The organism is Agromyces sp. NPDC058126, assembly GCF_042884595.1.
In the GTDB taxonomy this organism is placed as follows: domain Bacteria; phylum Actinomycetota; class Actinomycetes; order Actinomycetales; family Microbacteriaceae; genus Agromyces.
The window spans coordinates 304,283-326,483 of record NZ_JBHVTS010000002.1; the positions used below are offsets into that span (position 1 = coordinate 304,283).

General features: G+C 72.3%; 21 protein-coding genes. 5 read left to right on the forward strand and 16 right to left on the reverse strand.

Annotation, left to right across the window (positions count from 1 at the left end; all coding sequences use genetic code 11):
* Positions 1–27: 27 nt before the first annotated feature.
* Genes ACFVTR_RS06695 through ACFVTR_RS06715 form a run of 5 tightly spaced genes read left to right on the forward strand, consistent with a single transcriptional unit; the run spans position 28 to position 7,262 of the window.
* Positions 28–2,685 carry an ABC transporter substrate-binding protein gene (locus ACFVTR_RS06695; protein ID WP_387035808.1) on the forward strand — a complete coding sequence of 886 codons (2,658 nt, stop codon included), beginning with the start codon at positions 28–30 and terminating at the stop codon, positions 2,683–2,685.
* On the forward strand, positions 2,682–3,674 hold the full coding sequence (locus tag ACFVTR_RS06700) for an ABC transporter permease (RefSeq protein ID WP_387035810.1): 993 nt from the start codon (positions 2,682–2,684) through the stop codon (positions 3,672–3,674). The genes ACFVTR_RS06695 and ACFVTR_RS06700 overlap by 4 nt, the downstream gene beginning before the upstream one ends.
* Positions 3,671–4,528 (forward strand): ABC transporter permease, encoded by an 858-nt coding sequence (locus ACFVTR_RS06705; RefSeq protein ID WP_387035812.1) that lies wholly within the window; start codon positions 3,671–3,673, stop codon positions 4,526–4,528. The genes ACFVTR_RS06700 and ACFVTR_RS06705 overlap by 4 nt, the downstream gene beginning before the upstream one ends.
* Positions 4,525–6,162, forward strand: a complete 1,638-nt coding sequence (locus ACFVTR_RS06710) for a dipeptide ABC transporter ATP-binding protein (protein WP_387035814.1) — start codon at positions 4,525–4,527, stop codon at positions 6,160–6,162. The genes ACFVTR_RS06705 and ACFVTR_RS06710 overlap by 4 nt, the downstream gene beginning before the upstream one ends.
* Positions 6,159–7,262 carry a peptidase C39 family protein gene (locus ACFVTR_RS06715; RefSeq protein ID WP_387035816.1) on the forward strand — a complete coding sequence of 368 codons (1,104 nt, stop codon included), beginning with the start codon at positions 6,159–6,161 and terminating at the stop codon, positions 7,260–7,262. The genes ACFVTR_RS06710 and ACFVTR_RS06715 overlap by 4 nt, the downstream gene beginning before the upstream one ends.
* A gap of 61 nt (positions 7,263–7,323) precedes the next feature.
* Here ACFVTR_RS06715 and ACFVTR_RS06720 read toward each other — a convergent pair whose 3' ends face one another.
* The 16 genes from ACFVTR_RS06720 to tilS all read right to left on the reverse strand — a co-directional run bounded on the left by ACFVTR_RS06720 (position 7,324) and on the right by tilS (position 22,134).
* Positions 7,324–7,470, reverse strand: a complete 147-nt coding sequence (locus tag ACFVTR_RS06720) for a hypothetical protein (protein WP_376944164.1) — start codon at positions 7,468–7,470, stop codon at positions 7,324–7,326.
* 24 nt (positions 7,471–7,494) lie between these two features.
* Entirely contained in the window at positions 7,495–9,012 is a 1,518-nt protein-coding gene (lysS, locus tag ACFVTR_RS06725) for a lysine--tRNA ligase (RefSeq protein ID WP_387035818.1), read from the reverse strand.
* 108 nt (positions 9,013–9,120) lie between these two features.
* The gene (gene panC, locus ACFVTR_RS06730) at positions 9,121–9,999 is read right to left on the reverse strand and encodes a pantoate--beta-alanine ligase (protein ID WP_387035820.1); all 879 of its coding nucleotides are present in this window, start codon (positions 9,997–9,999) and stop codon (positions 9,121–9,123) included.
* Positions 9,996–10,754, reverse strand: coding sequence for a Rossmann-like and DUF2520 domain-containing protein (locus tag ACFVTR_RS06735; RefSeq protein WP_387035821.1), 759 nt, complete (start codon positions 10,752–10,754; stop codon positions 9,996–9,998). The genes panC and ACFVTR_RS06735 overlap by 4 nt, the downstream gene beginning before the upstream one ends.
* Positions 10,744–12,576, reverse strand: a complete 1,833-nt coding sequence (locus tag ACFVTR_RS06740) for a PH domain-containing protein (protein WP_387035823.1) — start codon at positions 12,574–12,576, stop codon at positions 10,744–10,746. Before ACFVTR_RS06740 ends, ACFVTR_RS06735 begins: the two co-directional genes overlap by 11 nt.
* Positions 12,573–13,097: a PH domain-containing protein gene (locus ACFVTR_RS06745; RefSeq protein WP_387035824.1), complete on the reverse strand. Its 525-nt coding sequence runs from the start codon at positions 13,095–13,097 to the stop codon at positions 12,573–12,575. Before ACFVTR_RS06745 ends, ACFVTR_RS06740 begins: the two co-directional genes overlap by 4 nt.
* Complete coding sequence (locus ACFVTR_RS06750) at positions 13,090–13,563, reverse strand: DUF3180 domain-containing protein (protein ID WP_387035826.1); 474 nt, start codon at positions 13,561–13,563, stop codon at positions 13,090–13,092. The genes ACFVTR_RS06745 and ACFVTR_RS06750 overlap by 8 nt, the downstream gene beginning before the upstream one ends.
* Positions 13,560–14,045 (reverse strand): 2-amino-4-hydroxy-6-hydroxymethyldihydropteridine diphosphokinase, encoded by a 486-nt coding sequence (folK, locus tag ACFVTR_RS06755; RefSeq protein ID WP_387035828.1) that lies wholly within the window; start codon positions 14,043–14,045, stop codon positions 13,560–13,562. The genes ACFVTR_RS06750 and folK overlap by 4 nt, the downstream gene beginning before the upstream one ends.
* Entirely contained in the window at positions 14,042–14,428 is a 387-nt protein-coding gene (gene folB, locus ACFVTR_RS06760) for a dihydroneopterin aldolase (protein WP_387035830.1), read from the reverse strand. The genes folK and folB overlap by 4 nt, the downstream gene beginning before the upstream one ends.
* Positions 14,421–15,239 (reverse strand): dihydropteroate synthase, encoded by an 819-nt coding sequence (gene folP, locus ACFVTR_RS06765; RefSeq protein WP_387035832.1) that lies wholly within the window; start codon positions 15,237–15,239, stop codon positions 14,421–14,423. Before folP ends, folB begins: the two co-directional genes overlap by 8 nt.
* On the reverse strand, positions 15,232–15,825 hold the full coding sequence (gene folE / locus ACFVTR_RS06770; RefSeq protein WP_376944144.1) for a GTP cyclohydrolase I: 594 nt from the start codon (positions 15,823–15,825) through the stop codon (positions 15,232–15,234). Before folE ends, folP begins: the two co-directional genes overlap by 8 nt.
* A gap of 24 nt (positions 15,826–15,849) precedes the next feature.
* Positions 15,850–17,865, reverse strand: a complete 2,016-nt coding sequence (gene ftsH / locus ACFVTR_RS06775; protein WP_387035834.1) for an ATP-dependent zinc metalloprotease FtsH — start codon at positions 17,863–17,865, stop codon at positions 15,850–15,852.
* A gap of 120 nt (positions 17,866–17,985) precedes the next feature.
* Positions 17,986–18,699: a DUF2652 domain-containing protein gene (locus tag ACFVTR_RS06780; protein ID WP_387035835.1), complete on the reverse strand. Its 714-nt coding sequence runs from the start codon at positions 18,697–18,699 to the stop codon at positions 17,986–17,988.
* A gap of 31 nt (positions 18,700–18,730) precedes the next feature.
* Positions 18,731–20,434, reverse strand: a complete 1,704-nt coding sequence (locus ACFVTR_RS06785; RefSeq protein WP_387035837.1) for an MFS transporter — start codon at positions 20,432–20,434, stop codon at positions 18,731–18,733.
* A gap of 80 nt (positions 20,435–20,514) precedes the next feature.
* Complete coding sequence (gene hpt, locus ACFVTR_RS06790) at positions 20,515–21,066, reverse strand: hypoxanthine phosphoribosyltransferase (protein WP_376944136.1); 552 nt, start codon at positions 21,064–21,066, stop codon at positions 20,515–20,517.
* Positions 21,067–21,096: 30 nt separating this feature from the next.
* Positions 21,097–22,134 (reverse strand): tRNA lysidine(34) synthetase TilS, encoded by a 1,038-nt coding sequence (tilS, locus tag ACFVTR_RS06795; protein ID WP_387035839.1) that lies wholly within the window; start codon positions 22,132–22,134, stop codon positions 21,097–21,099.
* Positions 22,135–22,201 lie beyond the last annotated feature (67 nt).

Below are 22,201 nucleotides of genomic sequence, written 5' to 3' on the forward strand. Positions count from 1 at the left end.
AAACCTCGAGATATATAGCCTGTGCCTATGGAGCTGGAGAACGCAGGACCCATCGAGATCGATGCCCTCACTCGTGTGCTCGACGTCCACTCGCTGCGGATCCTCGTCGCGATCGACCGGACCGGCTCGATCAGCGCGGCCGCGCGCTCGCTCGGCTTCAGCCAGCCCACCATCACGCAGCACGTGCAGCGCCTGGAGTCCCGCCTCGGCACCCCGCTCGTCGCCCGCACCGCGCGCTCGGCCAGCCTCACCGCGATCGGGCAACTGCTCGCGGCCCATGCGCCCCGCATCGACGCGAGTCTGACCGCGGCCGCCACCGAGCTCGCGAGGGCCCTCGGGCATCGAGTCGGCACCGTCCGGATCGCGGCGCCCGCCGACGCCGTCGTCGGCACGATCGCCCCGGCCCTCGCCCGCATCGCCGCCGACATCCCCGGGGTCGAGGTCCGCTTCGTCGAGGCAGAGCACGACGAGGCCCTCGAACTGGTGCGCTCGGGGCGCGTCGACATCGCCGTGACCATCGGCGCCGCCGGCGAGCGCGGGCAGCGCCTGCGACGCGACGGCCTGCGGTCGACGTTCCTCTACGGCGAGGAGGTCATCGCCGTGTTCCCGTCCGAGGAGACGCCCGAGCCGGGCCTGCGCGTCGAGGCATCCGCGCTCGCCCACCTGCCGTGGATCTTCGGAGACGGCACCCGGTCGGGCGTCGTCGCAGAGGGCCTGGGCCGCGCGAGCGGCCCCGCCGACCTCGAGGTCAGCCGTCCCGACGCCGCGCTCGCACTCGTCGCGGGAGGCTTCGGCGTCGCCTTCCTCCCCGAGAGCGCGTTCGCGACGGCGCCGCCGCCCGGAGTGCGGGCCCTCGGGCTGAGCCCGGCCTCGAGCCTGCGCACCGTCGCCATCACGCTCGCCGAGGCGAGCGAGATCCCCGCCGTCGCGGCGAGCCTGCGCATGCTCGCCGCGCGCCGTCCGAGCGGCTACGAGGTGGAGGCCCTCGCCGAGGCCCGTCGCCGTTCGAACAGTCACCGCGCGCGCTTCGCGCGTCCGATCGCCCTCGCAACACTCCCCCGATTGCAAGAGGAGGACCCCCTCATGTCCGCAACATCACGTTCCCGCATCGCGCGCGCGGGCGCCGCAGCAGCCGGTGTGCTGCTGCTGGCCGCCTGCACGAGCGGCGCCGCAGAGTCGAGTACCGGCACCGACACCGGTGAGGAGATCGACCACATCAGCGTCGCCCTGCCGGGGTCGCTCTCGAACCTCTACGTCGGCCAGGAGGCCGGCATCCTGAACTACTACATCGCCTCGATCGCCCAGGAGGGCCTCGTCTCGGTCGACGCCCAGGGCCGGGTGCAGCCGGGGCTCGCCGAATCGTGGGAGCAGACCGACGACGTGACCTACGTCTACGAGCTCCGCGACGACGCCGTGTTCCAGGACGGCACGCCCGTCACCGCCGACGACGTCGTGTTCAGCCTCGAGCAGGCCCGCGACGAGACGGCCTCGCCGGGCCTCGCCTACTACCTCGCCGGCGTCGACACGATCGAGAAGACCGAGGAGCACGAGGTGACGATCACGCTCGCCGCCCCCGACGCCGCCTTCGCAGCCAACATGAGCTCGGGCGGTGCCGCCTTCATCACCTCGCAGGCCTTCTGGGAGGAGCACGGCGGCAAGGTCGGCACGGCCGACGCGCTGCTGCTCGGCACCGGCCCGTACCAGGTGACCGAGTTCGTGCCCGATTCGCACGTGCAGTTCGAACGGGTCGACACCTGGTGGGGCGAGCTGCCGAAGGTGAAGTCGATCACCGTGGAGTTCATCCCCGACGAGTCGACGCGCCTGCTCGCGGCGCAGTCGGGCGACGTCGACGTCGCCTTCAACGTGCCGCTCGCCCAGTCGACGCAGTGGGAGCAGCTCCAGACCATGCGCGTCGAGTACGTCAACGACCTCTCGTACGTCGGTCTCTACTTCAACACCTCGCTCGCCCCGTTCGACGACCCCAAGGTGCGCGAGGCGTTCGCGCACGCCGTCGACCGCGACGCCGTCGTCGAGAAGCTGCTGCGCGGCCACGGCGAGGCCGCGACCGCGATCATGACGCCCGAGTCGCTCGGCAAGGCGTACGACGGCGACGAAGCCCGCGAAATCCTCTCCGGCATCCCCCAGTACGACTTCGACCTGGACGCCGCGAAGCAGGCGCTCGCCGACTCGGAGCACCCCGACGGCTTCGAGGCCGAACTCCTCACGCCCTCCACCGGTCCGCAGCTCGGCACGGCCGCGCAGTCGCTCGCCGAGAACCTCTCGACGATCGGGATCACGCTGAACGTGCGCGAGGTGCCCATCGAGGAATGGCTCGCGAGCCTCGACGCATCCTCGAGCTACGGCGTCGGCATGATGTGGTACTTCTCCACCCTCGGCGACCCGGCGGAGGTGCCGAGCTACCTGCTCGGCGCCGGGAACCCCTCGGCGTACTCGAACCCCGAGATCGATGAGCTGCTCGCGCAGGCCGGCACCGAGTCCGACCCGGCCGCACGCGTCGACCTGCTCGTCCAGGCCGAGACGCTGCAGGCCGAGGACGTCGTGAACGTGCCGCTCTGGTGGGGCCAATCGGCCACCGCGTTCGCGAACGACCTCGGCTTCGACGACTACAGCTCGTTCGCCTTCATCTCGTCATGGCCGACCCAGATCTACCGCACCGCGCCGTGACCGAACCCGTCCCCGCCGCACGCGCACCGCGACTCCGGCCGATCGGCCGGATGCTCGCGGTGCGCGTGCTGGGCACCGCGGCGATCCTGTTCGTGCTCTCGATCGTCGTGTTCTCGATGCTGCACCTCGCCCCCGGCGACCTCGTCAAGACGCTCCTCGGCACGCGTCCCGCCTCGCCCGAGGCCGTCGCCGCCATCCGCGAGCAGTACCACCTCGACGATCCGTTGCCCGTGCAGTACCTGCGCTGGCTCGGCGGTGTGCTGAGCGGCGACCTCGGCGAGTCGATCCGGCTGCAGACCTCCGTCTCCGACGCCATCGCCTCGAGGCTCGGGCTGACGCTCGCCCTCTGCGGGCTCGCCTTCGCGATCGCGCTGGCCGTCGGCATCCCGCTCGGGGTGCAGAGCGCCGTGCGCGCCGGCGGCGTGCTGGACCGTGCGGGCACGACGCTCGGCGTCATCGGGCTCAGCGCCCCCACTTTCGCGGTCGGGCTGCTGCTGCTCTACGTCTTCGCGTACTACCTGCCGATCTTCCCCGTGTACGGCGGCGGACGTGGTCCGCTCGACACGCTCTACCACCTCGTCCTGCCGGCCGTGACGCTCGCAGCCGGCCTGGGCGCCATCGTGCTGAAGCTCACCCGCACGGCGATGCTGCGCGAGCTCGACGCCGACTACGTCACCTCGGCGCGCGCCCGCGGCATCCCCGAGTCGCGCACTCGCCGGATCGCCCTGCGCAACGCCGCGATCCCGATCGTCACCGGCGCGAGCCTGCTGCTCACCTTCCTCGTCGGCGGCACCGTGCTCGCCGAGACGACGTACGCGCTCCCCGGCCTCGGCACACTGCTGCAGGACTCGGTGCTGTTCAAGGACCTCGCCGTCGTGCAGGCCCTCACGCTGCTCGTCGCGCTCGTGATCGCCGTGATCGCGCTGCTCGCCGACCTCGCCTACCTGATGCTCGATCCACGCGTCCGCGACCAGGGAGGTACCGCATGACCGTCTCGCTCGGCGCCGTCGGCGTGGGGTTCCGCTCCCGCCGACGCATCCCGGCGACCGTCGTCGCCTGTCTCGCGGTGCTCGCCGTCGCGCTGCTCGCCGTGCTCCTCGGCCCGCTCCTCTTCCCCGGCGCGACCAAGCAGGACATCCTGTCGAGTCTGATGCCCGCGGGCTCCCCCGGGCATCCGCTCGGAACCGACGAGCTCGGTCGTGACATCCTCGCCCTCACCGTCGCGGGCGCCGCATCGGCGCTCGTCGGCCCCGTCTGCGTCGCCGTGGGTTCGATGCTCCTCGGCATCCTGCTCGGAACCCTCGCCGGCTACGAGCGCGGCCCGCTCGACTTCGCGATCAGCCGGTGGACCGACCTGCTGCTCGCGCTGCCCGTGCTGCTCGCCGCCATCGTCGTCTCCGGCGTCTTCGGCGGCGGCTACTGGACCACGGTCGCGTTGCTCGTCCTGCTCTTCTCGCCCTCCGACATCCGTATCGTGCGCGCCGGAGTGCTCGAGCAGGCGGCGCGCCCGTACATCGAGGCGGCGCAGATGCTCTCGCTCTCGCGCTGGCGGGTGATGTTCCGGCACATCCTGCCGAACGTCTCCTCGCTCGTCATCACGAATGCGATGCTCAACGTCGCGTTCGCACTCGTCGCCTTCTCGTCGCTGTCGTTCCTCGGCGTGGGCGTGCCGCCCGGCACCGCCGACTGGGGCCGCCAGCTCACCGACAACCGGGCCATCATGTTCGACAACCCGGCGGCGGTGATCGTTCCTGCGCTGCTCATCATCGCAGTGGCCTGCTCCGTCAACCTCGTCGGCGACTGGCTCGGCCAGCGCCTGACCCGCTCGGGAGGTGTCGCATGACCGGCGTCGAAGCGGCGATCGACGGCATCGCCGGCCCCGCCGGGCCGATGGTCGCGGCCGTGGCCTTCCGCATCGAGCCGGGTTCGTCGCTCGCGCTCATCGGCGAGTCCGGCTCGGGCAAGACGCTCACGGCCAAGAGCCTCGTGGGGCTGCTTCCGAGCGGCTTCGGTGCCACGGGCGTCCTGCGGGTCGACGGCCGAGCGCACCCGCTCGACGCGACGGATGCCTCGTGGCGACGCGTGCGCGGCCGCGAGGTCTCGCTCCTGCTGCAGGACCCGTTCACGAGCCTCTCGCCGGTGCACCGGTGCGGGCCTCAGATCGGGTGGACGCTGGAGGCGAAGGCGGGCCGGCGACTCGCGACGCGAGAGCTCGACGATGCCGTCGCGAAGCGCCTCGACGAGGTCAACCTGCCTGCTCGCGTCGCGCGCGCCTACCCGCACGAGCTCTCGGGCGGCATGCGGCAGCGAGTCGCGATCGCCGCTGCCCTCGCGAGCGACCCCCGCCTCCTCATCGCCGACGAGCCGACGACGGCACTCGATGCGTCGAACCAGGCGGAGATCCTCGACCTCCTCCGCGACTTGCAGCGCGAGCGCGGGATGGCGATGCTCCTGATCACGCACGACCTCGGACTCGTCCGCGGTCGCACGGACGAGGTGCTCGTCATGCGGCACGGCGAGGTCGTCGAGCGGGGATCCACCGCGACGGTGCTCTCGGCCCCCGAGCACGCGTACACCCGCGCGCTCATCGCGGCCGACCCGGCGCTCGCCCTCGAGGCCGGCCGCTCCGACGGCTCCGACAGCTCCGCCCAGCTCGCCGACCCCGACCGACGGGACCGACCCGACGACCCGGGCGTCCGCGCCGGCGACCTCGCGCGCGCGGCGAGAACTCCGCTCGTCGCCGCCACGGGCATTGTGAAGCGCTTCGGCCTGCGCACGGTGCTCGACGGGGTCGACCTCACGATCGCCCCCGGACAGGTCGTCGGAATCGTCGGCGAATCCGGGTCCGGCAAGTCGACGCTCGCCCGCTGCATCGCCGGCCTCGAACGCGAGGACGGCGGGTCGATCGCCTTCGACGGGCAGCCGCTCGCTCCGGGCCGTCGCTCGCGCACGCCCGAGCAGATGCAGATCGTGTTCCAGGACCCGTACTCCTCGCTCAATCCGATGATGACGATCGGTGCGATCCTGCGCGAAGCGCTCGCGGTCGGCGGTCGCCGGCCCGAGGAGGTCCCCGCGCTGCTCGAACTCGTCGGCCTGCCCGCGGAGGCGTCGTCGAAGCGGCCGGCTCAGCTGTCGGGCGGCCAGCGCCAGCGCGTCGCGATCGCCCGCGCACTCGCACCGCGGCCGCGGCTGTTGATCTGCGACGAGTCGGTCTCGGCGCTCGACGTGCAGGTGCAGGCGCAGATCCTCGACCTCCTCGGGAGTCTGCGCGACGAGCTCGACATCGCGATCCTCTTCATCTCGCACGACCTCGCCGTCGTGCGCCGGATCGCCGACACCGTGACGGTCGTCTGGCAGGGACGCGTCGTCGAGCGGGGTTCATGCGCACAGGTTCTCGACGACCCGTCGGAGGACTACACGAAGCTCTTGGTCGCGGCGGCGCACCGCGACAGCACAGGAAGGACGACCGTCGCATGACGACCATCACCGACGCCCGGCTCGACGACGAACTGCGGGCGGCCCTCGGCGAGACGCGGGCGGCCCGCTGGGCCTCGCCGCGGGCGCCGTACTCGCCGAGGATCGACGTCGCGCACCGCGACGGCGGGCCCGTGGCGGCGGCGCTCACCTCGCGGCGCGGCGCGACCGCCGCAGTCAAGATCGTCGACGTCTGGTGGCGCGACGAGGCGGATGCCGCGGCGGCCGCCGCCCTCATCGACGAGATCGTCGCCCGCGCCGAGGCGGCCGGCGACGCGGCCGTGAAGTGGGAGGTGCCGTCCGGCCAGGAACTGCCGTCGTTCGCGATGGAGCGGGGCTTCGCGCCGTTCGCCGCACCGCACCCCTCGGCACCCGGCACGCTCGGATCGCGCGGCTACGTGCGCTGGCTGCTCGACGTCCCCCATGACGAGGCGCCCTACTATGCGCAGACCACGCTCTACACCTGCGGCGCGGTGAGCGGGCTGCTCGCGGCCGAGGCGGCCGGAGAGGCCGGCTTCGGGGCGGCGGATGCGTCGCGCGGCGTCCCGGTCGACGGCCGCCCTGCTCCCTCGCTGGCCGACCGCGACCTCGAACTCGCGTTCTGGCGGCGGGCGAGCAACTATCCGGCCATCGAACCGGTCGGTCTCGGCGTGGTCATGCGCGAGACGCTGCCGGCCGACGTCCCGGTCGAGGTGTTCCTCGACCACGACGGACCGGTGCTGATCGAGTCGTACAGCGGGTTCGAACGGGACTTCCGGGCGGAGCTGCAGGCCGAGTCGCTGCGCCAGGGCGAGGCCGCCGGAGTGCCGGTGCACCGTACGCGCATCGCGATCGAGGAGATCGCGCGACGCGTCGCAGGCGGCGATCTCGCGCTGCTGCTCATCGACGAGGCGCCGATGCACGGCGAGACCGGTCCGCACTGGGTGCTCGCGCATGCCGCCGGAGAGGGCGTCATCGTCATCGAGGACCCCTGGATCAGCTCGGACGAGGGCGAGACCTGGGTCGACTCCCACGAGCTGCCGATCGCTCACGCCGACCTCGACCGCATGGTGGCCTGGGGCGAAGCCGGCTACCGCGGCGTCGTGTTCGTCGGGCGCCGCTGACGACGGGCCGCGCGGCGGTGCGGGGGCCGGGCCCCCGGCACCGCCGCACGACCGCGCGTCATCACCGGGTCAGCAGCCCCCACACGCCCGACCCGACGAGGTAGAGCCCGATCGCGCCGACCACGATCCAGATCGCGAGCCGCGTGTTCGAGGGCCGCTTCGGGTCCTGCTCGGGTTCGAGCTGGTCCTTCGGGAGGTAGTCGTTCATCGCCGTGACATCCGTCTCTGGTCGCTACTTGACGAGCGGGAAGAGGATCGTCTCGCGGATGCCGAGACCCGTGATCGCCATGAGCAGGCGGTCGATGCCCATGCCCATGCCGCCCGACGGCGGCATGCCGAACTCGAGCGCCCGGAGGAACTCCTCGTCGAGGCGCATGGCCTCGGGGTCGCCGCCCGCGGCGAGCTTCGCCTGCTCGACGAAGCGCTCCCGCTGGATCACCGGGTCGACGAGCTCGGAGTAGCCGGTGGCGAGCTCGAACCCGCGGATGTAGAGGTCCCACTTCTCGACGACGCCGGCGATCTCGCGGTGCCCGCGCACGAGCGGCGAGGTGTCCTCGGGGAAGTCCATGACGAAGGTCGGCCGCACGAGGCCGCCCTTGATGTGGTGCTCCCACAGCTCTTCGACGAACTTGCCGGGGATCGGGTGGTCGATCTCGATGCCGGCCTCGTCGGCGAGCTCCTTCAGGCGCGACATCGGGGTCTCGGGAGTGATCTGCTCGCCGACCGCCTCTGAGAGCGAGCCGTACATCGAGATGCGGTCCCACTCGCCGCCGAGGTCGTACTCGGTGCCGTCGGCCCAGGTCACGACGTGCGAGCCCGACACCGACTTCGCGGCGTCCTGGATGAGCTGCTGGGTGAGGTCGGCGATCGTGTTGTAGTCGCCGTACGCCTCGTAGGCCTCGAGCATCGCGAACTCGGGCGAGTGCGTCGAGTCGGCACCCTCGTTGCGGAAGTTGCGGTTGATCTCGTAGACGCGCTCGATGCCGCCGACCACGGCGCGCTTGAGGTACAGCTCGGGCGCGATCCGCAGGTACAGCTCGGTGTCGAAGGCGTTCGAGTGCGTCACGAAGGGACGGGCCGAGGCGCCGCCGTGCATGACCTGCAGCATCGGGGTCTCGACCTCGATGAAGCCGAGGCTCGTGAAGGTCGCCCGCAGGCTCGCGTTGACCTTCGCACGGTCGATCACGTTGCGGCGCGCCTGCTCTCGGGCGATGAGGTCGAGGTAGCGCGAACGCACGCGGTTCTCTTCACTCAGCTCGTTGTGCAGGTTCGGCAGGGGCAGGATCGCCTTCGACGCGATGCGCCACTCGCGCACCATGATCGAGAGCTCGCCGCGGCGGCTCGTGATCACCTCGCCGGCGACGAAGACGTGGTCGCCGAGGTCGACGAGCTCCTTCCACGCCGCGAGCGACTCCTCGCCCACCTCGGCGAGCGAGACCATCGCCTGGATGCGGTTGCCGTCGCCCGACTGCAGGGTCGCGAAGCAGAGCTTGCCGGTGTTGCGGGAGAACACGACGCGGCCGGCGAGCCCCACGGTCTCGCCCGACGCCTCGTCGACGCCGAGACCGACGAAGCGGTCGCGCACCTCGGGGATCGTCGCCGTGATCGGCAGGCGAACCGGGTAGGCGCCGAGTCCGAGGTCGGATGCCTCGTCGATGAGCCGCGCGCGCTTGGCGAGCCGCACGGCCTTCTGCTCACTGATCTCTTCGGCAGTGGGTTCGGCGGGCTGGTTCGGCGTCTCGTCGGCCATGGTTCTCTCTCGTCGGTGCCTCGCGGGCGGAATCGTCGTGCGCTCTCGTCGTGCACTCTCGTCGCGCGGAAACGTGCGAGACAAGCCTACTTGCGCCTCGACGCCCCGTCAGCCGAGCCGGATCACCCGGTTGTCGATGAGCCGGGTCGCACCGATGCGCGCCGCGACGAGCGCGAGCGCCGGCCCCGTCGCGTCGCCGGCGACCGGCAGCAGGGTCTCGGGGTCGACGATCACGAAGTAGTCGAGGTCGGCCCCGTCGTGGTCGCCGAAGGCCGCCGCCGCCTCGGCGAGCGCCTCCGCAGGACCCTCGTCGGCCGACTCGGCCGCGGCGGCGAGCGCCTCGGAGAGCACCAGCGCGGTTGCGCGTTCGGCGTCGCCGAGGAACCGGTTGCGGCTCGAGAGCGCGAGCCCGTCGTGCTCGCGCACCGTCGGCACCACGTCGATCGCGAGCGGCAGGTCGAGGTCGCGCACCATCCGGCGCACGAGGAAGACCTGCTGCGCGTCCTTCTGGCCGAACACCGCGAACTCGGGAGCGACGATGTTGAAGAGCTTCGCGACGACCGTGAGCATGCCGTCGAAATGGCCCGGGCGCGAAGCGCCCTCGTAGAGCCCGCCGACCGACCCGGCGACGACGCGCGTCGAGCTCGGTCCGTCGGGGTACATCTCGGCGGCCGACGGCGCGAACACGAACTCGACGCCCAGTTCGGCGAGGGCGGCGATGTCGGCGTCGAGCGTGCGCGGGTAGCGATCGAGGTCTTCGGTCGGCCCGAATTGCAGCGGGTTCACGAAGATCGACACGACGACGACGTCGGCGAGTTCGCGCGCCCGGCGCACGAGCGCGAAATGGCCGTCGTGCAGCGCGCCCATGGTCGGTACGAGCGCGATGGATGCCCCGGCTGCCCGCCGCCCCGCGAGCAACCCGCGGAGCTCGGCGATCGTCGTCACGACCCGGATGCCGGCGGTCGGCTCGACGTGGATCTCGCTCACGCGCCTCCTCCCAGCGGCCGGTCGAATCCGGCCTCGTCGATCGTACCGGCACCCTCGGGCATCGGCCCGGTGTCGTGCCGGGCGAGCGCGTTCTCGACGGCACTGCGCGCGAGCGAGGCGAGCACCGCGCCGGGGCGCGGGACGCCGATGCCGTCGAGCTGGGCGCTCGCCTGGTCGACGATCGCGCTCGAGAACGAGACGACGGTGTCGACGGCCTCGCCGTAGGCGGCCCGGTCGCCCTCGGCCACGATGAACGGCTCACCGCCCATCTCGACGACGAGCGCCTGGCCGATCGGGAGGACGGGCGCGGGCGCGGTGACGGCGAACCAGGTGCCGGGCAGGCGTGCGAGGTCGAGGCTCGTACCGGTGAAGGTCATCGCCGGGTGCACCGCGAGCGGGATCGCGCCCGACCGCCGCGCGGGGTCGAGCACGCCGGTGCCGAACTTCGCCGAGGTGTGCAGCACGAGCTGCCCCGGCTGCCAGACCCCGGCCTCGGCGAGCCCCGAGACGAGCGCCTCGAGCTCGTCGTCGGGCACGGCGAGCAGCACGAGTTCGCTGCGCTCGACGATCTCGGGCACCGCGAGCACCGGCACGCCGGGCAGCATCACCGAGGCGCGTTCGCGGCTCGACTCGGAGACCGCGGCGACGCCGGTGAGGGCGTGGCCCGCACCGCCGAGGGCGGCGGCGAGCACCGCGCCCACGCGGCCGGCGCCGATCGTTCCGACGCCGAGTCGGCCTGCGCGCTCAGCGGGCATGATCGTCGCCCGTCTCGTCGGGCGCCGGGACGGCGCGCGGAGGTTCGGGCGCCGGGGATGCCTCGGGGACCGGCGTCGCCTCGGGGACCGTGACCGCCTCGGGGGCCGGGGCTGCGGCGACGGCGCCCCAGTGGTGGGTGGTGTCGCTCGCAGCGCGATCGACGGCCTCCTCGGCGAGACGCTCGAACAACCGCTCGGCCTCGTCGCGATCGACGATCGGCAGCACCGCGCTGACCGGGCCGGTCACGGTGTGCAGCCGAACGCCGGCGAGCCGGAGCCACCGGTCGATCGGGCCGACCGAGAGGGCGACCGACTGCATGCGCGCGAGCGGCACGAGCGTCAGGCTGCGCACGAGCGAGCCCCGCCGGATGAGCGCGACGCCGGAGGCCGCGGCCCAGCCGATGCGGCGCCACGAGAACGGGCGAAGCCACGCGCCACGGCGCGGGGTGACCGAGAAGCCGCCGTCGCCCCCGCGCCCGGCGAGCCCGTCCGCGACGAGCGGCGCGACGTCGGAGGCGGCATCGGGGACCAGGAGGGCGAGCACTCGCTGCACGTCGACCGCGGTGCCGACGGGGAGCACGGTGGTGCGCTGCGCCGCCTCGTTCGAGGCGGACACCGACTGGCCGGCGACGTTGATGCGGATCGACCACCAGCCGAACGGCCGCCAGAAGATCCACTGGGTCGCCTCGACCGCGTGGATGCGCCCCGGCGGAATGGTCTGGTTGCCTGTCGAGAGCAGCCCGTGGCCGATGCGGACGCCGTCGGGAGTGCCCGCGATCGAGTAGCGCAGCGACTTCGTGATGCGCGACCACATGTAGCTGACGAGACCGATCGCCGCGGGCACGAAGCTGAACAGCACCCAGGCCTGACCGGTGCTGACGCCGACCACGATGATCGCGACGAGGATGATCGCCCAGATCGTCGAACCGCCGAGCAGGGTCGAACCGATCACCCGGCCGAGCGGCAGGTGCACGACCGACTCGGGCGGGGCGAGATCGGGGTCGAGCTCTGGGGCGAGGAACTCGTCGACCCGCTGGCCCACGAGCGCGCCGGCACGCGAGGCGGCCGGGACGCGGCCCGGCGTCGACTCGCCCGCAACCGGGCCGACCACGGCCCCGTTCGCGTCGACCTCTCCGGGGTGCAGCGCACCGGCGACGCCCGACGCCGCCGCGACCGCCGGCCCGCCGTTCGTCTGCGGCGTCTCACCGCGAGCCGCCGCCCGCTCGGCGCGCGCGCCGGAGGCGAGCCGGAGCACGTCGGCGCGGAGCCGGTCGGCGAGCGCCGAACCGAGGTACGCCAGCTGCACGTTCGCCGACTGGCCGGCGACCGAGACCTCGAGCTTCGCGGTGCCGAAGAGGCGGGCGAAGAGGGGCCTGGTGACATTGATGCCCTGGATGCGGTCGAGACGGGCGCTGCGGTGCGACCGGAAGAGGATGCCGCTGCGCACCTCGACCGCCTCGGTCGTCACCCGGAAGGTGTGCATGCGCCAGGACAGCCAGAACGCCGCGATGACCACGACGAGCACCGCGACGAGGCCGAGCAGCGCCCACCCCACGAGGCCGTGGTTCACGATGCCGCCGATCGGGTCGTTCGCCCAGTCGTCCTCACCGGAGCCGTACCGGTCGCCGAACGCGTCGCGCGTCTCGGGCGAGAACACCGTGAGGAAGAAGTCGACCACCCGCTCGCGCAGGTTCGCGATCACGAAGCCGAGCACGGCGATGAACACGAGCCCGCCCCGCAGCAGCGGGCTCGCCGGGTGCAGTCGATGCCACTCCCCGTCGGCGAGCGACTGGACCGGTGCCGGACGGACCGGAGCGCTCACAGCCCCGCCCGACGGGTCTCGGCGAGGGCGACGAGCTCGTCGCGGAGCCGGTCGGCCTCCTCCATCGGCAGCCCGGGCACGGTGACCGCGGTGGCGGCCGCCGCCGTGACGAACTTGAGGTCGGCGAGGCCGAGCGCCCGCGCGACGGGGCCGCGCGTGATGTCGACGAGCTGCATGCGCCCGTACGGCACGGCGACCTGTCGCTGGAACATGATGCCCCGGCGGACCACGAGGTCGTCGGCGCGCAGCCGGTACTGGATCGAGCGCACGCGACGCGGCTCGAACGCGATGCCGATGAGCGAGACCACGCCGATCGCGACGGCCACCCACAGCGCCCACGGCTGATGCCAGAGGAAGTGCACCACGAGCGCGGCACCGACGAAGATCACCATGCCGATGAGCGAGCCGACCACCTCGACCACGACGTACTTCGGCGAGACTCGTCGCCACTCGTCGGAGCGGCGCGTCTCGGCCGGGCCGGCGATGTCGGCGTCGTGCTCGGCCGGGTCGTGCTCAGGCATGTGCGTGCTCTTCCTTCTCGTTCTCGGGGTCGTCGGGCGGCAGCGTGCAGAACCACTCGGCGACGAGTCCGCCGCCGAGCAGCAGCGCCGCGCCGATCGCGGTCGCGAACGCCAGCCACACCGTGCCGGCGGGCGGCACCACGCTGCGGGTCAGGAGGAACAGCCCGATGCCGAGCCCGACGCCGAGCACGAGCGCCCCGCTGAGGCTGCACGCCTTCGCGAGCACGGCGACGCGCATCGCCCGGAACGGATCGAGGTGCTTCGTCGCCTTGCCCTTCACGGCACGGCGGATGGGCCAGGCCAGCAGGACGACGATCGCCGCGACGCCGATGAGCGTGATCGGGAGCGAGAGCGGCGGCACCAGCGCCTTCGAGCCGGTGTTGACGATCGCGAGGTCTCCGAGGTAGCCGATGACGAGCCCGCCGAGCACGAATGCGAGCAGCGTCGAGAAGTGCGTGCGCTTCATCGCCTGACCACCTCGTCGGATGCCTCGGCGCGGAGCGCCGCCACGGGGCCCCGACCGGGCAGCACGGCATCGGGCTCGAGGTCGAGCCAGGGGGCGAGCACGAACGCGCGCTGCCAGGCCCGCGGGTGCGGCAGCTCGAGCCGTTCGTCGGCGAGCTGCCGCCCGTCGAAGTCGATGAGGTCGAGGTCGAGCGTGCGATCGCCCCAGCGCTCGGCGCGCACCCGGCCCTGCTCCGTCTCGATGCCCTGCAGCACGTCGAGGAGCGCGTGCGGCTCGAGCGCGGTCTCGACGATGAGCACCCCGTTGAGGTACCCGGGGGCATCGTGGTCGACGCCCGTCGTCTTCAGCGCCGGCGTCTCGTAGAGCGGCGAGACGGCGACGAGCTCGACCCCCTCGGCGTCGGCCAGTGCCCGTGCGGCAGCGGCGATCGTCTGCTCGCGGTCGCCGAGGTTCGCCCCGAAGGCGACGACGGCGCGGCTCATGCCCGACGCCTGACGATCGTGACCGCGACATCCTCGAAGGGCACCGTGATGGGCGCCTGCGGCTTGTGCACCGTCACCTCGACCTCGTCGGCCGCCTCGAACGAGAGCGCGACGGCCGCGACCCGCTCGGCCACCGTCTCGATGAGGTCGACGGGGTCGCGCTCGACGGCGGCGACCACCTGTTCGGCGAGCTCGCCGTAGTGCACGGTACGGGCGAGGTCGTCGCCCGCCGCCGCGGCGGCGAGGTCGACGGCGACGACGACGTCGATCACGAACTCCTGCCCCTCGGCCCGTTCGAAGTCGAACACGCCGTGATGGGCGCGCACGCGCAGCCCGGTCAACGTGATGCGGTCGCCCCGCCGAAGTCCGCGCTGTTCAGCCACGACGTCCACTCTGCCACGCCCCGAGGACGTCGAGGGCGCGCCGCGTGCCGACCACGTCGTGCACGCGCACGCCCCACGCCCCGGCCTGCGCCGAGAGCACGCTCACGACGGCGGTCGGCAGGTCGCGTTCGGCGACGGATGCCCCGTCGGGAAGCAGCGCGCCGAGGAACCGCTTGCGCGACGCCCCCACAAGGATCGGCAGGCCGAGCCCGGCGAGCACGTCGAGCCGCCCGAGCAGCTGCCAGTTCTGCTCACCGCGCTTGGAGAACCCGAGTCCGGGGTCGAGGATGAGCCGGTCTGCGGCGATGCCCGCCTCGAGCAGCGCCTCGACGCGCGCGCCGAGTTCGTCGCGCACCTCGGCGGCCACGTCGCCGTACTCGGCGAGCTGATCCATGCGGTCGGAGTGCCCGCGCCAGTGCATCGCGACGTAATGCGCGCCCGTCTCGGCGGCGACGCGGGCCATCTCGGTGTCGGCGAGTCCGGCCGAGACGTCGTTGATGATCTCGGCGCCCGCCTCGACCGCAGCGCGGGCGGTCGCCGCGCGCATCGTGTCGACGCTCACCCGGATGCCCTGGTCGGCGAGGGCGCGGATGACCGGCACCACGCGGCGCAGCTCCTCCTCGGGTTCGACGCGGGCGGCGCCCGGCCGGGTCGACTCGCCCCCGACGTCGACGAGGTCGGCGCCCTGCGCGACGAGTTCGACCCCGTGCGCGATCGCCGCCTCGGCGTCGAACCAGCGGCCGCCGTCGCTGAACGAGTCGGGGGTGACGTTGACGACGCCCATGACGAGCATCGACGGCGCCTCAGGCATCGCGCACTCCGATGAGGGCGATGATCTCGGCGCGGCCGGCCGGTTCGGCGAGTGCGCCGCGGCTCGCGATGGTCACGGTCGAGCTGCGCTCCTGCCGGGAGCCGCGCGTCGTGACGCAGCGGTGCTGGGCGTCGAGCACGACGAGCACGCCCTTCGGATCGAGGCCTGCGACGAGCGTGTCGGCGATCTCCTCGGCGAGGCGCTCCTGCAGCTGGGGCCTTCGGGCCAGCGTGTCGACGACGGCGGGGATGCGGCCGAGCCCGACGACGCGGTCGCCGGGCAGGTAGGCCACGTGGGCGGTGCCCACGAACGGCAGCAGGTGGTGCTCGCACACCGAACGGAACGCGAGGTCGCGCAGGATCACCGCGTCGGAGGTCGCCGGCACTCCCGCGTCGGTCGCGCCGAGCGGCACACTGTCGGCGAGGTGCGTCAGCGGGTCGACGTCGAGTCCGCCGAAGAAGTCGGCGTACGCCTCGGCGACCCGCTGCGGGGTGCGCTCGAGGCCGGGACGCGCGGGATCCTCCCCGATCGCGAGGAGGATCTCGAGCACGGCCCGCTCGATGCGTTCGGCATCCACTCCGGCCATGTCAGCCCTTCAGCCGGGCGGCGGTCAGGCCGTCGCCGGTCGGGGGTTCGACCGCGGCGAGCGAGCCGCGGGGGTCTCCTCGGGCAGCTCGCTCGAGTCGACGCCGCCGTCGACGGCGCCCTGGTCGATGGGCAGCTTGTCTTCGGGGAACGTGATCGGCGGGATGTTCGAGACCGGGCGCTTGTCGCTCGAGAGCCACAGCGGGCGCTCCGGCAGCTTGCGGACGTCCTTGAAGATCTCGGCGATCTGGTTGTGGTCGAGGGTCTCGTTCTCGAGCAGCTCGGCGGCGAGTTTGTCGAGGATGTCGCGGTTGTCGTTGAGCACCTGCCACGCCTCGTCGTGCGCCTGCTCGATGAGGGTGCGCACCTCGATGTCGACGCGCTCGGCGATCTCCTCGGAGTAGTCGCGCTGGTGGCCCATGTCGCGACCGAGGAAGACCTCGCCCTGCGACTGGCCGAGCTTCACCGCGCCGACGTTCGCCGACATGCCGTACTCGGTGACCATCTTGCGGGCCGTCGAGGTGGCCTTCTCGATGTCGTTCGACGCGCCGGTGGAGGGGTCGTGGAACACGATCTCCTCGGCGACGCGGCCGCCCATGGCGTAGGTGAGCTGGTCGAGCAGCTCGTTGCGGGTGACGGAGTACTTGTCTTCGAGCGGCATGACCATCGTGTACCCGAGGGCCCGGCCGCGCGGGAGGATCGTGATCTTCGTCACGGGGTCGGTGTAGTTCATCGCCGCCGCGGCGAGGGCGTGGCCGCCCTCGTGGTACGCGGTGATGAGCTTCTCCTTGTCCTTCATGACGCGGGAGCGGCGCTGCGGGCCGGCGATGACACGGTCGACGGCCTCATCGAGGGCCCGGTTGTCGATGAGCTGCGCGTTCGAGCGGGCGGTGAGCAGCGCGGCCTCGTTGAGCACGTTCGCGAGGTCGGCGCCCGTGAACCCGGGCGTCTTGCGAGCGAGCACCTCGAGGTCGACGCCGTGCGCGAGCGGCTTGCCCTTCGAGTGCACCTCGAGGATCTTCTGGCGGCCCTTGAGGTCGGGGGCGTCGACGCCGATCTGGCGGTCGAAGCGGCCGGGGCGCAGCAGCGCCGGGTCGAGGATGTCGGGGCGGTTCGTCGCCGCGATGAGGATGACGTTGGTCTTCGGGTCGAAGCCGTCCATCTCGACGAGCAGCTGGTTCAGGGTCTGCTCGCGCTCGTCGTGCCCGCCGCCGAGGCCGGCGCCGCGGTGGCGGCCGACCGCGTCGATCTCGTCGACGAAGATGATGGCCGGCGCGTTCTGCTTGGCCTGGTCGAAGAGGTCGCGCACGCGGCTGGCGCCGACGCCGACGAACATCTCGACGAAGTCGGAACCCGAGATCGAGTAGAAGGGCACGCCCGCCTCACCGGCGACGGCGCGGGCCAGCAGGGTCTTGCCGGTGCCGGGAGGGCCGTACAGCAGCACGCCCTTCGGGATGCGGGCGCCGACGGCCTGGAACTTCGCGGGCTCCTTCAGGAACTCCTTGATCTCGTGGAGCTCCTCGATCGCCTCGCTCGCGCCGGCGACGTCGTCGAAGGTGACCTTCGGGCTCTCCTTCGAGACGAGCTTGGCCTTCGACTTGCCGAACTGCATGACGCGGTTGCCGCCGCCCTGCATGCCCGACAGCATGATCCAGAAGAAGACGCCGATGAGCAGCAGCGGCAGGAGGATGCCGAGCATCGACATGAACCAGTTCGGCTGCGGCACCTCGTCGTTGTAGCCGTCCTTCGGGTCGGCCTGGTCGACGGCCGCGACCACGTCGGCGCCGCGGGGCGTGACGTAGTAGAACTGCACCTGCTTGCCGAGCTCCGCGTCCTCCTTGGCGAGGGTGAGGTCGACGCGGTTCTCGCCGTCGACGATCTTCACGGCGGCGACCTTGCCGTCGCTCAGCAGCTCGAGGCCCTGCTGCGTCGACACCTCTTTGAAGCCGGACGCGGTGATGAGGCTCGAGCCGATCCACACGGCGACGATCGCGAGCAGGATGTAGATGATCGGCCCGCGGAAGACCTTCTTCATGTTCATGATCCTGCAAGGCTACAACGGCGCTACTGGACGGCGGCTGCCTGTTCGCTGAAAGCGCGCAGCGCGTGAAGCGGACCGACCGGCGCAGCCGCTGAAAGCGCGCAGCGCAGCGCGCAGCGCTCAGCTCGTCGCCGTCTCGCGTCGGCTCCGGCGCAGGCCCAGCAGGTACGGCATGCCGAGTCCGGCCGCCGCGAAGGTGCGCCCGAGACGCCCGCGAACGGATGGCCCCGGCAGCGCCGGGAGCTCGCCGTCGAGGTCGCCGACGTCGACGAAGTACGCCCTGACCGTGCCGATGCCCTCGAGGTCCTGCGAGATCTCGTGCACCTCGGCGGGCAGTGCGCCCGCACCGGTCCGGTGGAGTTCGTCGGAGAGCAGCACGTACTCGGGGATCGAGACGGGGTTCTTCAGCATGCGGTGCACGTGGATGACGTCGATGCCGACGAGCTTGATGCGCTCGCGGATCGTCTGGGTGGCCACGTCACCGACGTGCGCGACGAACTTGAGCTTGAGCTCGGCGGCCTCCTTGCATCCCGCGCAGGGGCAGAGGTTCGCGGCGACGTTCTGCCGTTCGAGGTGGAACGCCCGGTGCATCGCGACGGCAGTCCGGAGGATCTCGGCGACCGCGGCATCCGAATCGCCGTCGGCCTGCCGCGAGAGGAAGGCCGCATCGCCTTCGATCTCGATGAGGTCGTAGCCGGGTGCGGCGTCGATCATCTTGTCGAGCATGCGCGCCGTGTTGACCTCGGCGTGCGCGAGGCTGAACCGATGAGAGCTCATGTAGTCGGTGTAGCCACCGATGTCGGCGATCAGCAGTACCGCGCGGCCGGACTCCATTGGCACAGCGTGTCACCGTTCCCCCGCCGCCTCAACCCCGCGAATCGGGGGTGCCCGGGGGCTCGTCGGAGCGTTCGCTCGGCTCGTAGCGTTCGAGCCGCCCGTCGACCTCGGCGGCGGCCTGCTGCGCGCTGGGCGTGTAACCGAGCACGACGGGCAGGAAGCGGTCGGGGGCGAGCGCACGCAGTCGGAGCTCGGTGGCGGCGGTGACGGTCGCCGTGCGCCGGGTGCGACGCAGCAACGCGATCTCGCCGAACCCCTCCCCCGGGCCGAGCGTCGCCACGACACGCCCGTCGCCCACCACCTCGGCGCGGCCCGTCTCGATCAGGTAGTAGCGATCGCCCAGGTCGCCCTGGCTGAACACGGGGTCGCCGCGCGCGATGGTGACGGGTTCGAGGCCGCGCGCGAGCTGCTCGACGGCCGGAAGCGGCAGGGTGCGGAACATCGCCACCTCCCGCAGCAGTCGAACATCGTCGTCGAGCGCGCCCACCGAGCGGTCGAGACGGCGAAGCGGATGCCACGTCACCACCGCGAGCACCGGGCACACGAGTCCGATGACGATGAGCGCGGTCTGCACGCCGAGCAGGTCGACCATCGTCGAGGCGACGACGGCGCCGATGCCGATGAAGACCGCGACGAGGCTCTCGAGCACGCCGAAGACCCGCGCGAGCACGTCGTCGGGGGCCATGCGACCGATCAGCGTGAACCCGGCGACGTCGATCAGCGCGTTGCCGACGCCGATGAAGGCGAGCAGCCCGAGCGCGGTCGATCCCTGCGGGGCGAGGCCGACGAGCGTCAGCGGGAGGCCCCAGAGGCCGACGCCGACCGCGAACCAGGCGCCCAGGCGTCCCGTGCCGACGAGCAGGGAGGCGGCGAGCGAGCCGAGCACGGCGCCGACGCCGACCGCGGTCATGAGGGCGCCCACCCCGGGTTCACCGGTGCCCAGCAGCTCGATCGCCACCACCACGGAGAGCACGGTCAGCGCGCCGCGCGTGAGCGCCTGCGCCGAGGCGAGCCCGAGGATGAGCAGCAGGCCGCGGCTCCGGGCGACCGCCCGGATGCCGTCGAGCGCCTCGGCGGCGAGGTTGCGGCGTGCCGGTGCGGCCGGCCGCGGCGGTGCCTCGTAGCGGAGCCGGACGAGGAGCGCCGCCGCCCAGAACGAGGCGGCCGCCGCGACGGCGAACACGACGTCGACGCCGGCGAACTGCAGCAGCACCGCGGCGAGCAGCGGCCCGACGAGGGTCGCGGCGGAGTCGAGGAGCCCGCGCACCATGTTGGCGCTCGCGAGTTCGTAGCCGGTGCGGCAGAGCGAGGGCAGGAGTGCCGAGTGCGCCGGCCGGTACAGCGTCGCCGCGATCGTCGAGAGCACGGCGAGCGCGTAGACGACCGCCGGCGGCCCGGCCACGGCGACGACGACCGCCGCGGCCGCGGTCGCGACGCCGCGCACGACCGAGACGAGGATGAGCACGCGCTCGCGTCGCCCGCGATCGGCGATCGGCGAGAGGAGCGGGGCGAAGATCGCCGACGGCACCATCCTGAGCAGCCCGACGAGCCCGAGCGCGGCGGCGCCGCCGTCGCGGTAGGCGACGATGCCGAGCGCCACGGTGAACGCCCATTCGGCGGTCCACGCGCCGAGGAAGCTCAGCTGGGCGCGTCGGAGGTTCGGGTTCTGCGCATTGCTGGCGAAGGCGGCGGCAGCGTCACGCAGTCTGCTCCGGCGCTCGCCCTCGCCCATGGCACGACTCTAGGGCGTCGGGCGCGGTGCCGCAGGGGCGGGAGTCCACCCCAGTCCGGGTGGCCTCTGGGCCGACGGGCTCAGCTGTAGACGTGCGGTGCGAGGATCGCGACGTCGCGCAGGTTGCGGTAGCGCTCGGCGTAGTCGAGGCCGTAGCCGACGACGAACTGGTTGGGGATGTCGAAGCCGAGGTACTTCACGCCGACCTCGACCTTGGCGGCGTCGGGCTTGCGGAACAGGGCGCAGATCTCGACCGACTCCGCACCGCGCGACTCGAGGTTGCCGAGCAGCCAGCTGAGGGTGAGGCCCGAGTCGATGATGTCCTCGACGATGAGCACGTGGCGGCCGGTGAGGTCGGCGTCGAGGTCCTTCAGGATGCGGACGACACCGCTCGACTGCGTGCCCGCGCCGTACGAGGAGACCGCCATCCAGTCCATGTTGACGTGGCTCCGGAGCTCGCGGGCGAGGTCGGCCATGACCATGACGGCGCCCTTGAGGACGCCGACGAGCAGCAGGTCCTTGCCGTCGTAGTCGGCTTCGATCCGCCTGGCGAGTTCGGCGAGCTTCGCGTGGATCTCGGCCTCGGTGACGAGGGTCTCGGTGAGGTCGGCCTGAATCTCGCGCGCATCCATGCGTAAATCCTAAACGAGACCCCGTCGCGATCAGTGGTCGTGTTCGAGGACCTCGGTCGACCCGGTCGTCGAGAACACGAGGTGCGCGCCGGCGCGCGTGACGAGCGCGCCGCCGGGCAGGTCGATCGGACCCTGCCCGTGCCACTCGGTGACGAGCCTCGCCACCTCGAGCGTCTGCGTGCGGCTCAGCGACACCCCGAACTCGCTCGCGACGACGTGCCGGATGATGCGCTGCCTGAGCGCGGCCGGGTTCGCGGCGAGCGCGGCCACCGAGACGGCGATGCCGGCCTCGGCGGGTTCGCAGATCTCCTCGATGAACTCCTCGATCTGCTCGGCGAAGGCTGCGTCGTCTTCGCGCAGCTGCTCGGCGGTGCGTGCGAGCGCCTCGGCGATGCCCGGACCGAGCTCGGCCTCGAGCACGGGCAGCACCCGCTCGCGCACCCGCACCCGCGCGTACGCCGGGTCGAGGTTGTGCGGGTCGTCCCACGGCTCGAGCCCCGCATCGAGGCAGGCCTGACGGGTCGTCGCGCGCCGGATGCCGAGGAGCGGCCGCGCGTAGCGCCCGGCGGCCGGCGCCATGCCGGACAGGCTCGCGGCGCCCGAGCCGCGGGCGAGGCCGAGCAGCACGGTCTCGGCCTGGTCGTCGAGCGTGTGCCCGAGCAGCACGAGCGCGGCGCCCGTCTCGCGGGCGGCCGCGTCGAGCGCGGCGTAGCGGGCGATGCGGGCGGATGCCTCGGGCCCTCCCTCGTCGCCCACCTCGACGCGCCGCACGAGCACCGGGTCGAGCCCGAGTTCGCGGGCGGCGCGCGCGGCGCGCTCCGCGACCTCGGCCGAGCCGGGCTGCAGGCCATGGTCGACGACCACCGCGCCCGCCGCGATTCCCGCGCGGGGCGCCTCGAAGGCGGCGGCGGCCGCGAGGGCGAGCGAGTCGGCACCTCCCGAGAGCGCCACGAGCACCGTTCCGGCGTCGGGCAGCACCGCGCGCACCGCCCGACGGACGTCGGCGATCGGCGGGGTCAATCGCGGGCGGCGGGAGCCCGTGGCATCCATGTGCTGGTCAGAAGGCATCGGGGTAACCTTATTCCGCCGCGTGCCGAGCGCCCGGCGAGACTTCCAGAACAGGAGAACCCAACGC